We start from the raw sequence: 13,786 nt of genomic DNA on the forward strand, positions 1-13,786 counted from the left end.
CTGCATCGGGCCAAGCCTTGCGTGACAATGCGCCCCCATGAGCAAACCCATCCTGCTGCTGGTCGACGGCTCCAGCTTCCTCTACCGCGCCTTCCATGCCCTGCCGGACCTGCGCGGCCCCGAGGGCCAGCCCACCGGCGCCGTGCATGGCTTCGTGGCCATGATGAAGAAGCTGCGCGATGACATCGGCGCCGAGCACGCCGCCTGCGTGTTCGACGCCAAGGGCCCGACCTTCCGGGATGACTGGTACCCCGAGTACAAGGCCCATCGACCGCCCATGCCGGACGACCTGCGGGCGCAGATCGCCCCCATCCACGAGGTGGTGAAGCTGCTGGGCTGGCCGCTGCTGGAGGTGCCCGGCATCGAGGCAGACGACGCCATCGGCACCCTGGCCCGCCTGGGCGCCGAGAGCGGCCACCAGGTGGTCGTCGCCACGGGTGACAAGGACCTGGCCCAGCTGGTCAATGCCGACGTCAGCCTGATCAACACCATGGCCAAGCCGCCCGAGCGCCTGGACGTGGCCGGCGTCATGGAGAAGTTCGGCGTGCCGCCGGACCGCATCATCGACTACCTGACCCTCATGGGCGATGCCGTCGATAACGTGCCCGGCGTCGAGAAGGTGGGCCCCAAGACCGCCGCCAAGTGGATCGCCGAGTACGGCTCACTGGACGGCGTGGTCGCCAGCGCTGACAAGATCAAGGGCGTGGCCGGCGAGAACCTGCGCAAGGCTCTGGATTGGCTGCCCACGGGCCGCCGCCTGGTGACCGTCAAGCTGGACTGCGACCTGAACGGCCATGTGCCGCAATGGCCGGCCCTGGACGCCCTGGCCCTGCAGCCGGTGGACAAGCCGGGCCTGCTGGACTTCTTCACCCGCTACGGCTTCCGCACGCTCAAGCGGGAGCTGGAAGCGGAGCTGGGCGGCAGTGCGGCGCCCGCGCCCAAGCCTGCTGCGGGCACGACGGGAGACCTGTTCGCGGACGTCGAGCCGCCGGCCGAGGCTGCGCAGATCGAGCGCCGCTACGACACGATCCTGGACTGGGCCGCCTTCGAGGCCTGGCTGGCGCGCCTTCAGGCCGCGCCCCTGGCGGCCCTGGACACCGAGACGGACTCCCTGGACCCCATGGCCGCCCGCATCGTGGGCCTGTCCTTCTCCGACAAGCCCGGCGAGGCCTGCTACATCCCCCTGCGCCACAGCGGCCCGGACGCGCCCGAGCAACTGCCCATGAACGAGGTCCTGGCCCGCCTCAAGCCCTGGCTGGAGGACGGCTCGCGGGCCAAGCTGGGCCAGAACGTCAAGTACGACCTGCATGTCTTCGCCAACCAAGGCATTGCCGTGCAGGGCTATGTGCACGACACCATGCTGGAAAGCTATGTGCTGGAGGCGCACAAGACCCACGGTCTCGAGGCCCTGGCCGAGCGCCACCTGGGCCGCCATGGCCTGAGCTATGAAGACCTCTGCGGCAAGGGCGTGCACCAGATCCCCTTCGCCCAGGTCGATGTGGCCCGGGCGGCGGAGTACTCCAGCGAGGACTCCGAGATGTGCCTGCACGTGCACGAGCTGCTGCAGCCGCGCCTGCAGGCCGATGCGGGGCTGGATTTCGTCTACCGCCAGATCGAGATGCCGGTGGCCCTGCTGCTGGCGCGCATCGAGCGCACCGGCGTGCTGATCGACGGCGCGCGCCTGCAGGCCCAGAGCCACGAGCTGGCGCAGCGCCTGGTGGCCATCGAGCAGCAGGCCTACGAGATCGCCGGCCAGCCTTTCAACATGGGCAGCCCCAAGCAGATCGGCGAGATCCTCTTCAACAAGCTGGGCCTGCCCGTGGTCAAGAAGACCGCCACCGGCGCGCCCTCGACCGATGAGGAAGTGCTGGACAAGCTGGCCCAGGACTACCCGCTGCCGGCCAAGATCCTCGAGTACCGCGGCCTGGCCAAGCTCAAGAGCACCTACACCGACAAGCTGCCGCTGATGGTCAATGCGCAGACGGGGCGGGTGCACACCTCCTACTCGCAGGCGGTGGCGGTGACGGGGCGCTTGTCCAGCAACGACCCGAATCTGCAGAACATCCCCATCCGCACCGCGGAAGGCCGCCGCGTGCGCGAGGCCTTCGTGGCGCCGCCGGGGCATGTGATCGTCAGCGCTGACTACTCGCAGATCGAGCTGCGCATCATGGCCCACATCAGCGAGGACCCGGGCCTGCTCAAGGCTTTCCAGGACGGGCTGGACGTGCACCGCGCCACGGCCTCCGAGGTCTTCGGCGTGCCGGTGGCCGAGGTCACGAGCGAGCAGCGCCGCTATGCCAAGACGATCAACTTCGGCCTGATCTACGGCATGGGCGCTTTCGGCCTGGCGCAGTCCCTGGGCATCGAGCAGAAGGCGGCCAAGGACTACATCGACCGCTACTTCACCCGCTTTGCCGGCGTGCGCCAGTACATGGACACCACGCGCGAGCAGGCCAAGGAACTGGGCTACGTCAGCACCGTCTTCGGCCGGCGGCTGTGGCTGCCCGAGATCAAGTCCCCCAACGGCCCGCGACGTGCAGGCGCCGAGCGCCAGGCCATCAACGCGCCCATGCAGGGCACGGCGGCCGACCTGATCAAGCTGGCCATGATCGCGGTGCAGCAGGCGCTGGACGACGAGGGCAAGCAGAGCCGCATCGTGATGCAGGTGCATGACGAACTGGTTTTCGAGGTGCCTGAGGCAGAGTTGGACTGGATTCGCGCCGTGGTGCCCCGGCTGATGGCAGGCGTGGCCCAGCTCAAGGTGCCGCTGCTGGCCGAGGTTGGGGTCGGGTCGAACTGGGACGAGGCACATTGACCCCCCCTACCGGCTTCGCCGGCATTGCAGGCCGCGCCAGGCCAGAGGCCTGGCCCTTCGGCAGGCACAAACGCCCAGGCGTTTGCGTCCGGCCTCAGCCCCCCAGGGGGGGCGAGCCCGTAGGCCCGGCGGAGCCGGATCCTCGGGCTCCGTGCCTGGCGCCGGGCTGCGTCGGCGGGGGGAGGGCGCTGTGCCTGCTTCGGCGAGCCCTCCTGGGGGTTCACAGGTTCAAGGCCGCGCGAGCGGCGCATGCAAGGTGATTGATGGATTTACCGTATGAATGGCAGATCGGCTGGCGCTACACGCGTGCGGGCCGGGGCGGGCGGCGCAACCGCTTCATTTCCTTCATCTCCGGGGTGTCGATGCTGGGCATCGCGCTGGGGGTGGCGGCGCTGATCATCGTGCTGTCGGTGATGAACGGCTTCCAGAAGGAGGTGCGGGACCGCATGCTGTCGGTGGTGTCGCACATCGAGCTGATGGGCTGGCAGGGCGAGAGCTTTCCTGACTGGCAGCAACTGGCCGAGCAGGCCAAGCGCCATCCGCAGGTGAAGGCGGCCGCGCCCTTCGTGGCCAACCAGGTGCTGGTGGCGCGGGGGGAGGACATGCGCGGCGCCATCGTGCGCGGCATCGACCCGGCGCTGGAGCCGGCCATGACCCCGCTGGCGGCCGAGCTCAAGGACACGGCGCTCAAGCGCCTGGTGCCCGGCGAGTTTGGCGTGCTGATCGGCGTGGAGATGGCCCGTGCGCTGCAGGTGCGCGAGGGCGACCGCATCACACTGGCCGCGCCCACCGGCGACGTGACGCCGGCCGGTGTCTCGCCGCGCTTCAAGCAGTTCAAGGTGGTGGGCATCTTCAGCGCCGGCCACTACGAGTACGACAGCGCGCTGGCCCTGATCCATATCCAGGACGCCCAGCGTTTCTTCCGTGTGGAGGGCCCGACGGGCGTGCAGCTGCGACTGGCCGACGTGCACCAAGCCCGTGAGGTGGGCGATCAGCTCTCGCTGACCTTCGGACCTTCCATCCGCGTGCGCGACTGGACCCGCACCAACGCCACCTGGTACGACGCCGTGCAGCTGGAGAAGCGCATGATGCGCATCATCCTGACGCTGATCGTCGCCGTGGCGGCCTTCAACCTGGTCTCGACCCTGGTGATGACGGTGACCGACAAGCAGAGCGACATCGCCATCCTGCGCACCCTGGGCGCAAGCCCGCGGTCCATCATGGGCATCTTCATGGTGCAGGGCGCGGCGGCAGGCGTCATGGGTACCTTCGGCGGGACCGCCCTGGGCCTGCTGGTGGCCTTCAACATCGACACCATCGTGCCGGCCATCGAACGCCTGCTCAACACCAGCTTCCTGCCCAGCAGCGTCTACGTGATCAGCCGCATGCCCAGTGATCCGCAGTGGTCGGACATCGTTCCCATCGCCCTGACCTCCCTGGTCCTGGCCTTCCTGGCCACCCTCTACCCGAGCTGGCGCGCCAGCCGCGTGCAACCTGCGGAGGCCCTGCGCTATGAATGACCGTACCAAGGAACTGGTGCTGCAGGGCACGGCGCTGAGCCGGCGCTTCGAGGAGGGCCCGCTCGACGTCACCGTGCTGACGGGGGTGGACATCAGCGTGCGCCGCGGCCAGACCCTGGCCATTGTCGGCGCCTCGGGCTCCGGCAAGAGCACGCTGCTGCACCTGCTGGGCGGCCTGGACGCGCCCAGTAGCGGCCGCGTCCAGCTGATGGGCCGTGATTTCGCCCAGATGAACCCCGCCGAGCAGGGCCGCTGGCGCAACGAGCACCTGGGCTTCATCTATCAGTTCCACCACCTGCTGCCTGAATTCACCGCCCTGGACAACGTGGCCATGCCCCTGCGCATCCGCCGCCAGCCCGAGCCCGAGGCGCGGTCGCAGGCGCGGGCCATGCTGGAGCGCGTGGGCCTGGGCCAGCGCGCGATGCACCGGCCGGCCGAGCTCTCGGGCGGCGAGCGCCAGCGTGTGGCCATCGCCCGGGCCCTGGTCAGCCGCCCGGCCTGCGTGCTGGCAGACGAGCCCACCGGCAATCTGGACCGCAGCACGGCGGATGCTGTCTTCGGCCTGATGCTGGAGCTGGCGGCCAGCCAGGGCACGGCCTTCGTAATGGTGAGCCATGACCAGCAGCTGGCCGCACGCTGTGAAACCCGCTTGAACCTCGTAGGCGGGCGACTCCAGCAGGATTGAGCGCGGGCTGCAGTAGGATCGGTGCCCCACTGTCCTGGAGGCCCCATGTCTGCTGTCCCGCCCCGCTACATCCTCAAGCTCAGTTGCCCGGACCGGGCCGGCATCGTCCATGCCGTGACGGGTTTTCTGCTGGAGCAGGGCGGCAACATCCTGACCTCGGCTCAGCACGGGGACGCCGACCACCAGCGCTTCTTCATGCGCATCGAGTTCGAGTGCGGCCGTGCCACGGCCGTGCCGGCCCTGCGCGAGGCCTTCGCGCCCCTGGCAAAGCAGCTGCAGATGGACTGGGAGCTGGTCGGACGCGAGACCAAGACGCGCGTGCTGCTGCTGGTCTCCAAGCTGGGGCACTGCCTCAACGACCTGCTTTTCCGTGTGCAGACGGGCCATCTGCCCATCGAGATCCCGGCCATCGTCTCCAACCACCGGGACTTCTACCAACTGGCCGCCTCGCACAACATCCCCTTTCACCACTTCCCGCTGCTGAACTCCACGCCGGAGCAGAAGGCCGCGCAGGAGCGCAAGATCCGCGAGGTGGTCGAGGAGAACCGCATCGACCTCGTCGTGCTGGCCCGCTACATGCAGATTCTCTCGGGTGAGATGTGCGAGTACCTCTCGGGCCGCGCCATCAACATCCACCACAGCTTCCTGCCCAGTTTCAAGGGCGCGCGGCCCTATCACCAGGCCCACGAGCGTGGCGTCAAGCTGATCGGCGCCACGGCGCACTATGTGACCTCGGACCTGGACGAAGGCCCCATCATCGAGCAGGAGGTGGCCCGCATCGACCACAGCATGCCGCCCGAGCAGCTGGTGGCCATCGGCCGCGACACCGAGTGCGTGACCCTGGCCCGCGCCATTCAGTGGCATGCCGAACACCGCGTGCTGATGAATGGCAACCGGACGGTGGTCTTCCGCTGAGGCCGGGGCCGCGGGCATGTGGATAGACACCCATTGCCACCTCGACGCTGCCGAGTTCGATGCGGACCGGGAGGCCGTCGTGCAGCGCGCCCTCGAGGCCGGCGTGCGGCAGATCGTGATCCCGGCCGTCGCGGCCTTTGACTTCGACAGCGTGCACGAGCTGGCCCATCGCCACGGCTTCACCTACGCGCTGGGCATCCATCCGCTGTATGTGATGCAGGCCCGTGAGCAAGACCTGACCCTGCTCGCCGACCGCTTGCGGGCCTGGCGCGACGACCCCCGCCTGGTGGCCGTGGGCGAGATCGGCCTGGACTTCTTCGTGGCGGGCATCGATGCCCAACGGCAGCAGCAGTGCTACCTGGCGCAGCTGAAGCTGGCCCGGGAGCAGGGCCTGCCCGTGTTGCTCCATGTGCGGCGAAGCGCTGACCAACTGCTGGCGGGCCTGCGCCGGATTCCCGCGACGGGCGGCATCGCCCATGCCTTCAACGGCAGCGAACAGCAGGCGCAGTCCTTCTGGCAGCTGGGTTTTCGCCTGGGCTTTGGCGGCACGCTGACCTTCGATCGCTCTCTGCAGATCCGGCGCCTCGCGGCCTCCATGCCGGCCGAGGCGCTGGTGCTGGAGACCGATGCGCCTGACATCCCTCCGCAATGGCTCTACAGGACGGCGGCCCAGCGCGCTGCGGGTGAAACCACCCGCAACGAGCCGGCCGAGCTGCCGCGCATCGCCCAGGCCCTGGCCGAACTGCGCGGCTGGAATCTGGCGCAGACGGCTGCGCTGACCCTGGCCAATGCCCGGGCCGCGCTGCCGCGTCTGGCCTCGGTGGGCTTCCCATGAGGCCCGTGAATGCGGGAAATGTATTGGGCGGCCGCCCGGCGCCAGCCTTGCTCGCCCGGATGGTCCGGGCCTGGCTGGCGGCACGCTCGCTGGCGCGGGGGCTGCCGGCGCCGGTGGACGAGGCGGGGGGCTATCGCGTGGACGTGCACTCGGATGCGGAGGTCCGGCGCTGGGTCTTTCCGGAGGTGACGCCTGAGCTGGGCCGGCTGGCGCGTTCGATCACCCAGCCGCGGCACTTCATCAAGCTCTGTGGCGACGCCGCGGATCTGCTGGCGGCCTTGCCTGCGGGCTGGCTGCTGTCCGAGCCAGGGCATCTCATGGTGGGGCCTGGGCATGGGCACGCGCCTGCACCGGTCTGTCCGACGGGCTATCGGCTGGCGGTCCGCTGCGCGGGCGGCCTCGCCGCCGTGCACATCCTGGCGCCTGACGGCACGCTGGCGGCCAGCGGCCACGCCGCCGAGCTGGACGGGGTGTTCATCTACGACCGCATCATCACCGAGCCCGGCCACCAGCGGCGCGGCCTGGGGCGCTTGCTGATGCAGCAACTGGGAGGCTGCAAGCGGGACGCGCAGGCCACCGAGCTGCTGGTGGCCACGGACCAGGGCCGGGCGCTCTATGCGGCTCTGGGTTGGTCCGTGCTGTCGCCGTTCTCGACGGCGGCGCTGCCGGACTGAGCGGCAGCGCTGGCTTCAGCGGTTGCGCGGCGTGATGGGCGTCTCGGGCACCGGGTAGCCCGCCGCACCGAAGGTCGCGACCACGGCCTTGTGCGTGTCGAAGTAGACCTGCCAGTAGTGGTCGGTGTGGGTGTAGGGCCGCACGCAGAGCAGGGGGCCTTCGGGCGTGAAGCTGAGAATCTCGACGTCCGGCGCGGGCGAGCTGGCCACGTTGGGGATCTGGGCCAGGGCCGTCTTGAGGCGGGCGATGGCGTCCAGCGGGTCCACGCTGTTGGCAATCTTGGCCACGCAGTCCACGCGGCGGAAGGGCAGGCTGGAGAAGTTCTGGATGGTGTCCGAGAAGATCTTGTTGTTGCCAATGATGGTCTGCACATTGTCCGGCGTCACCAGCGTGGTGCCGAAGAGGCCGATCTCCAGCACGGTGCCCGTGACCCCGCCCACCTGCACGAAGTCACCCACCTTGAAGGGGCGCAGCACCTGCATGAAGATGCCGGCGGCAAAGTGCGTCAGCAAGCCGCCCCAGGCGGTGCCTATGGCCAGGCCAGCGCCAGCCAGCAGGGCGGCGAAGGAGGTGGTGTGGATGCCGAAGATGTCCAGGATGGCCAGCACCAGGACGATGTTCAGGATCACCGACAGGATGGAGCGCAGGTAGGTGGACAGCGTGGAATCGATGCGCTTGCCGCGCTCCAGCGCCGCGCCCATCAGACGCAGCACCAGGCCAATGACCCAGCGGCCGATGATCCAGGCGGCCAGCGCGGCCAGGACCTTGAGTCCAAAATCCATGCCCTGGGTTCTCAGGAAATCCCAGATGGCTTCGGTATTCATCATTGCAATCCTCCGTGTTTTTGAATGAATGACATGGCACGACGAACGCCCCAGGCCGCCGGCCGGATGACAGTGCGGCCAGCTGCCACGACGGCCCCATCGATTGAAGCGGCCGCGGCCGCTCCTGTGCTCCAGGGTTTGCCCGCGCTGGCCTCGCCCCATGCGAGGCTTCTGGTGCTGGGCAGCTTCCCCAGTGTCGCCTCGCTGGCCGCGCAGCAGTATTACGGCCACCCGCGCAACCAGTTCTGGCCGCTGCTGTCGGCGCTGTGGGGTCAGGACTTGCGTGCCATGCCCTACAGGGAACGCTGCGACTGGGTGGCCCGTCGCGGCCTGGCCGTCTGGGACGTCTACGCCAGCTGCCAGCGCGAGGGCAGCCTGGACGCCGACATTCGCGCCGCCGCGCCCAATGATTTGCAAGCGCTGGTGAGCAGGCTCCCGCAGCTGCGGGCAATCGCACACAATGGCGGGGAATCGGCGCGCAGCCTGCGCGTCACGCAAGCCCTCGGCCTGCCCGTCTTGCGCCTGCCCTCGACCAGCCCGGCCAATGCCAGCTGGAGCTTCGAGCGCAAGCTGCAGGCATGGCGCGAGGTCTTTGCTTTTGCTGGATTGCTGGATGAGCCTCAAGAAGAAGACGAAGGAAGCCGGCGGCCGCACGGCCGGCCCTGAATGGACGCATGCCACGCTGTCGGAGTTCGACGGCGTCCGCTTCCTGCACCTGGACAGCATCTGGGTCCAGGGCGCCATGCGCATCCGCAAGCCCCAGGTGCTGGAGCTGGAGTACATCCAGCGCATGATGGCCTGGATGCTGTGGCGTGATGCCGAGTCCCTGCGCGAAGGCCATGCCGTGCAACTGGGCCTGGGTGCCGCGGCGCTGACCCGCTTCAGCCACAAGGTGTTGCGCATGCAGACCACGGCTGTGGAGATCAACCCTACCGTGATCGCCGCCTGCCGCAGCTGGTTCCACCTGCCCGAGGACGACGAGCGCCTCACTGTCCTGAACCAAGACGCCGCCCGCTGGGTGGCTGATCCCACGAACCTGCAGACGGTGCAGGTGCTCAATGTGGATCTCTACGACCATGATGCCGCCTCGCCCGTGCTGGACGACGAGGACTTCTATGCCGCCTGCCGCGGTGTGCTGGCCGACGGGGGCCTGATGACAGTCAACCTCTTCGGGCGAGCCGCCAGCTTCGCCCGCAGCGCCTCTCGCATTGCCCGTGTGTTCGGCAGCGACCAGGTCTGGAGCCTCGCGCCCACCAAAGAGGGCAACACCGTGGTGGTGGCGGCCCGTGGCGTGCAGGTGCCTGATCGCGAAGAGCTGGAGCGCCGCGCCGATAAGATCGAGGAGCGCTATGGCAGCCATGGTCTGCCGGCGCGCAAGTGGCTGCGCCTCGTGCGCCCCTTGCCGATGAGCATCATTGCCCAGATAGCGGAAAAGGCCTGAGATGAACAGTGCATCCAAGAGTGAATCCGCTGCTGTGGCCCAGCCGGCGGGGCGCCTGGAATGGCGGCCCCTGCTGCGCTGGCTGCAGGAGGACGGCGTCATCGATGCTGAGGCGGCCCAGCGCGTGGAGCAGCGCTTCGGTGCCGGGGACAGCGCGCAGCACCCGCTGCTGCGCCTGGCCGGCGCCGGACTGCACCGCCAGTCCAATGGCAAGCTGCTGGACGTGGAGGCGCTGACCGCCTGGCTGGCCGAGCGTGCACGCCTGCCCTATCTGCGCATCGATCCACTCAAGGTGGACGTAGGGCGGGTGTCCGACGTGATGTCGGTCAGCTATGCCGAGGCCAAGCGCTGCCTGCCCATCCAGTTCGGGCTGCTGGACATCACCATCGCCACCAGCGAACCCTTCGACACCGGCTGGGTGGCTCAGATCGAGTCGCACACGCGCAAGCAGATCAAGCTGGTTGTCGCCAGCCCCAATGAGATCTCGCGCTACACCACCGAGTTCTTCACCCTGGCCAAGTCCGTGCGGGAGGCCGCGAAGTCGGGCGCCGTGGCCCCGTCCGCCAGCTTCGAGCAACTGGTCGAGCTGGGACGCTCCAACCGGCAGCTCGATGCCAACGACCAGGGCATCGTGCAGGTGGTCGATTGGCTCTGGCAGTATGCCTTCGACCAGCGTGCCAGCGACATTCATCTGGAGCCGCGGCGGGAGATCGGCCTGATCCGCTTCCGCATTGACGGCGTGCTGCACACTGTCTATCAGCTGCCTCCACCGGTGCTCGGCGCCATGACCTCGCGCATCAAGCTGCTGGGGCGCATGGACGTCGTGGAGCGGCGCCGACCGCTGGACGGTCGCATCAAGACGCGCAACCCCTTGGGCGAGGAGGTGGAAATGCGTCTCTCGACCCTGCCCACGGCATTCGGCGAGAAGATGGTGATGCGCATCTTCGACCCGGACAACGCCGTCAAGGACCTCAGCGAGCTGGGTTTTTCCCGGCACGACTCCGATCGCTGGAACAAGCTGGTGGCCAAGCCGCACGGCATCATTCTGGTTACCGGCCCGACGGGCAGCGGCAAGACCACGACCCTCTATTCCACCCTCAAGCGCCTGGCCACGGACGAGGTCAACGTCTGCACCATCGAGGACCCCATCGAGATGATCGAGCCGGCCTTCAACCAGACCCAGGTGCAGACCGCCATCGATTTTGGCTTTGCCGAGGGGCTGCGGGCCCTCATGCGCCAGGATCCGGACATCATCATGGTCGGCGAGATCCGCGACCTGGAGACGGCCGAGATGGCGGTCCAGGCCTCGCTGACGGGCCACCTGGTCTTCAGCACCTTGCACACCAACGACTCGGTGTCCGCCGTCACGCGGCTGCTGGACCTCGGGGTGCCGGCCTATCTGATCAACGCCACGGTGATCGGCGTCCTGGCGCAGCGCCTGGTCCGCACGCTGTGCGAGCACTGCAAGCAGCCCGATGAGAGCGTCACTGCCGAGACCCTCAACGAAACCCTCAGGCCCTGGCGGATGAACGGCACGGTGCATGCCTACAAGCCGGTCGGCTGCCTGGAATGCCGCAACACCGGCTATCGCGGCCGTGCGGGCCTCTATGAGCTGCTGATGCTCAGCGAGGGTGTTCGCAAGCACCTGCACGCCCAGGCCGACATGCCGGCCATGCGCCGCCAGGCCATGCAGGAAGGGTTGCGCCCCCTGCGCCTGGCCGGTGCCATGAAGGTGGCCGAAGGGCAGACCACGCTGGACGAGGTGCTGCGCAGCACTCCGCAGTGGGAGCATTGACCCCGTCGTCCGCCCGTTCGCCCATCCTGTTGCGCTTACGTGGAAACCACAGACGGGGAGCGCGGAGCGCTGCCTAGAATCGTCCGACAACTGCATGAGAGGCGCTCTGTGAAGATCAAGAGCCAAAGAGACTTCTGGTCCGGTCTGTTGTTTTTGCTGGTCGGCCTGGCCTTTGCCTGGGGCGCCACGGAATACAGCTTCGGCTCCTCGGCAAAACCTGGCCCCGGCTACTTCCCCTTCGGCCTGGGCATCCTGCTGGCCCTGCTGGGCGGCCTGGTCCTTTTCAAGGCGGTGACCATCGAGTCGCCCGACGGAGACCGCATCGGCGCCATTGCCTGGCGCCCGCTGCTGATCATCGTAGGCGCCATCGCGATGTTCGGCCTGGCGCTGCCCAAGCTGGGGCTGGTGCTCACGTTGCCGCTGCTGATCTTCGTCTCATCGCTGGCTGGTGATGAGTTCCACTGGAGAGACGCACTGATCAACGCCGTGGTGCTGACGGTGGGTAGCTGGGTGATCTTTGTCTGGGGACTGAAGCTCACCATCCCTGTCTGGCCTGTGTTCCTGGCTTGAGGAGTGCCCATGAGTCTGCTTGACAACCTCCTGCTCGGATTCCAGACCGCGCTGACCTTCCAGAACCTGCTGTACGCCTTCATGGGATGCATGCTGGGCACGCTGATCGGCGTGCTGCCCGGCTTAGGTCCGGTGGCCACCATCGCGATGCTGCTGCCCTCCATCTATTCGCTGGACGCAACCCCGGCCTTGATCATGCTGGCCGGCATCTACTACGGCGCGCAGTACGGTGGATCGACGACGGCCATCCTGATCAACGTCCCGGGCGAATCCAGCTCGGTGGTGACGGCCATCGACGGCTACCAGATGGCACGTCAGGGGCGCGCTGGCGCGGCACTGGCTGTGGCGGGTCTGGGCTCCTTCTTCGCGGGCTGCGTGGGCACCATCATCATTGCTGCCTTTGCGCCGCCCCTTACCGAGATGGCCTTCAAGTTCGGTCCGGCCGAGTACTTCTCGCTGATGGTCCTGGGTCTGATCGGTGCTGTGGTGCTGGCCTCGGGCTCCCTGGTCAAGGCCATCGCCATGATCGTGCTGGGCCTGCTGCTGGGGCAGATCAACACTGACGTGATCTCGGGAACGCCACGCTTCTCCTTTGACATTCCGGAGCTGTCAGACGGCATTGGCTTTGTGGTCGTCGCCATGGGCGTCTTCGGCTTCGGCGAGATCATCGCCAACCTTGGCCAGCCTGCCGAACACCGCGAGGTGTTCACCAAGGAAGTGAAGGGTCTGTGGCCAACTCGCGAGGACTTCAAGGACGCCTGGCCCTCGGTCATTCGCGGTACAGCCTTGGGCTCCGTGCTGGGAGTGTTGCCTGGCGGCGGTGCGCTGCTGGCTTCGTTTGCTGCCTACACCCTTGAGAAGAAGGTCGTGCGCCGGCCCCGCCATGCCTTTGGCAAGGGGGCCATCCAGGGCGTGGCTGGGCCCGAGAGCGCCAACAACGCCGGAGCGCAGACCAGCTTCATCCCCATGCTGACACTGGGTATCCCGCCCAATGCCGTGATGGCCCTGATGGTAGGTGCCATGACGATCAAGGGCATCCAGCCCGGCCCGCAGGTGATGACCAGCAATCCCCAGCTCTTCTGGGGTCTGATTGCCTCGATGTGGGTGGGCAACCTGATGCTGGTGGTGTTGAACCTGCCGCTGATCGGGATGTGGATCAAGCTGCTGACCGTGCCCTACCGCTTCCTGTTCCCGGCCATCGTGACCTTCTGCTGCATTGGCACCTACACGCTGAACAACAACAGCTTCGACGTCTTCCTGACCGCCGGTTTCGCGCTACTGGGCTATGCGTTCTACAAGCTCAGCTGCGAGCCGGCCCCGCTGCTGCTGGGCTTCATCCTGGGGCCCATGATGGAAGAGAATCTGCGCCGAGCCTTGCTGCTGTCCCGCGGTGACTGGGGCACCTTTGTCAGCCGGCCGCTGTCTGCCGGCCTGCTAGGTGCGGCCGTACTGCTGGTCCTGGTGGTGATGCTGCCCACCATCCGCAGTAAGCGGGAAGAGGCCTTCCAGGAAGACTGAGCAGCTTCGACCGCCTGATCGCGAAAGAGGTCACGGAAGGCAGGAGGAAGGCAGTGAGGCCTTCCTCAGGAATTTCTCTCGAATCTCTTGCGCAGGCCGAAAAAGCTGTGCTACAGTCTAAGGCTTCGCTGCTGATGCAGTGCTTTGAAACGAAGCGCGAACAGAGGCAGTGAAGACGCAAAAGGATTTCGAT

Annotated in this window: 12 protein-coding genes; 11 read left to right on the plus strand and 1 reads right to left on the minus strand. The window is 67.4% G+C overall.

Features of this window, described 5'->3' with window-relative positions; all coding sequences use genetic code 11:
• Positions 1-37: 37 nt before the first annotated feature.
• The 6 genes from polA (at position 38) to H5407_RS04375 (ending at position 7,444) form a co-directional block, all read left to right on the plus strand.
• Positions 38-2,815, plus strand: a complete 2,778-nt coding sequence (gene polA / locus H5407_RS04350; protein ID WP_183103188.1) for a DNA polymerase I — start codon at positions 38-40, stop codon at positions 2,813-2,815.
• 263 nt (positions 2,816-3,078) lie between these two features.
• Positions 3,079-4,335, plus strand: coding sequence for a lipoprotein-releasing ABC transporter permease subunit (locus tag H5407_RS04355; protein WP_183103189.1), 1,257 nt, complete (start codon positions 3,079-3,081; stop codon positions 4,333-4,335).
• Positions 4,328-5,020, plus strand: coding sequence for an ABC transporter ATP-binding protein (locus H5407_RS04360; protein WP_183103190.1), 693 nt, complete (start codon positions 4,328-4,330; stop codon positions 5,018-5,020). Before H5407_RS04355 ends, H5407_RS04360 begins: the two co-directional genes overlap by 8 nt.
• 45 nt (positions 5,021-5,065) lie before the next feature.
• Positions 5,066-5,935, plus strand: coding sequence for a formyltetrahydrofolate deformylase (purU, locus tag H5407_RS04365; protein WP_183103191.1), 870 nt, complete (start codon positions 5,066-5,068; stop codon positions 5,933-5,935).
• Between the two features lie 16 nt (positions 5,936-5,951).
• Complete coding sequence (locus H5407_RS04370) at positions 5,952-6,770, plus strand: TatD family hydrolase (RefSeq protein ID WP_183103192.1); 819 nt, start codon at positions 5,952-5,954, stop codon at positions 6,768-6,770.
• A 47-nt stretch (positions 6,771-6,817) separates the two neighbouring features.
• Complete coding sequence (locus H5407_RS04375) at positions 6,818-7,444, plus strand: GNAT family N-acetyltransferase (protein ID WP_220800462.1); 627 nt, start codon at positions 6,818-6,820, stop codon at positions 7,442-7,444.
• 15 nt (positions 7,445-7,459) lie between these two features.
• Here H5407_RS04375 and H5407_RS04380 read toward each other — a convergent pair whose 3' ends face one another.
• Positions 7,460-8,269 carry a mechanosensitive ion channel family protein gene (locus H5407_RS04380; protein ID WP_183103193.1) on the minus strand — a complete coding sequence of 270 codons (810 nt, stop codon included), beginning with the start codon at positions 8,267-8,269 and terminating at the stop codon, positions 7,460-7,462.
• 33 nt (positions 8,270-8,302) lie between these two features.
• Between H5407_RS04380 and H5407_RS04385 the strand changes: the two genes are divergently transcribed.
• The 5 genes from H5407_RS04385 (at position 8,303) to H5407_RS04405 (ending at position 13,593) form a co-directional block, all read left to right on the plus strand.
• On the plus strand, positions 8,303-8,935 hold the full coding sequence (locus H5407_RS04385; protein ID WP_404935587.1) for a DNA-deoxyinosine glycosylase: 633 nt from the start codon (positions 8,303-8,305) through the stop codon (positions 8,933-8,935).
• On the plus strand, positions 8,883-9,710 hold the full coding sequence (locus H5407_RS04390) for a spermidine synthase (protein ID WP_255501055.1): 828 nt from the start codon (positions 8,883-8,885) through the stop codon (positions 9,708-9,710). Before H5407_RS04385 ends, H5407_RS04390 begins: the two co-directional genes overlap by 53 nt.
• A 1-nt stretch (position 9,711) precedes the next feature.
• The gene (locus tag H5407_RS04395; RefSeq protein ID WP_183103194.1) at positions 9,712-11,505 is read left to right on the plus strand and encodes a GspE/PulE family protein; all 1,794 of its coding nucleotides are present in this window, start codon (positions 9,712-9,714) and stop codon (positions 11,503-11,505) included.
• A gap of 108 nt (positions 11,506-11,613) precedes the next feature.
• Positions 11,614-12,075: a tripartite tricarboxylate transporter TctB family protein gene (locus H5407_RS04400; protein WP_183103195.1), complete on the plus strand. Its 462-nt coding sequence runs from the start codon at positions 11,614-11,616 to the stop codon at positions 12,073-12,075.
• 9 nt (positions 12,076-12,084) lie between these two features.
• On the plus strand, positions 12,085-13,593 hold the full coding sequence (locus H5407_RS04405) for a tripartite tricarboxylate transporter permease (protein ID WP_183103196.1): 1,509 nt from the start codon (positions 12,085-12,087) through the stop codon (positions 13,591-13,593).
• Positions 13,594-13,786: the final 193 nt, after the last annotated feature.

Origin of the sequence: Mitsuaria sp. WAJ17, assembly GCF_014174515.1 — a bacterium.
GTDB lineage: Bacteria > Pseudomonadota > Gammaproteobacteria > Burkholderiales > Burkholderiaceae_C > Roseateles_B.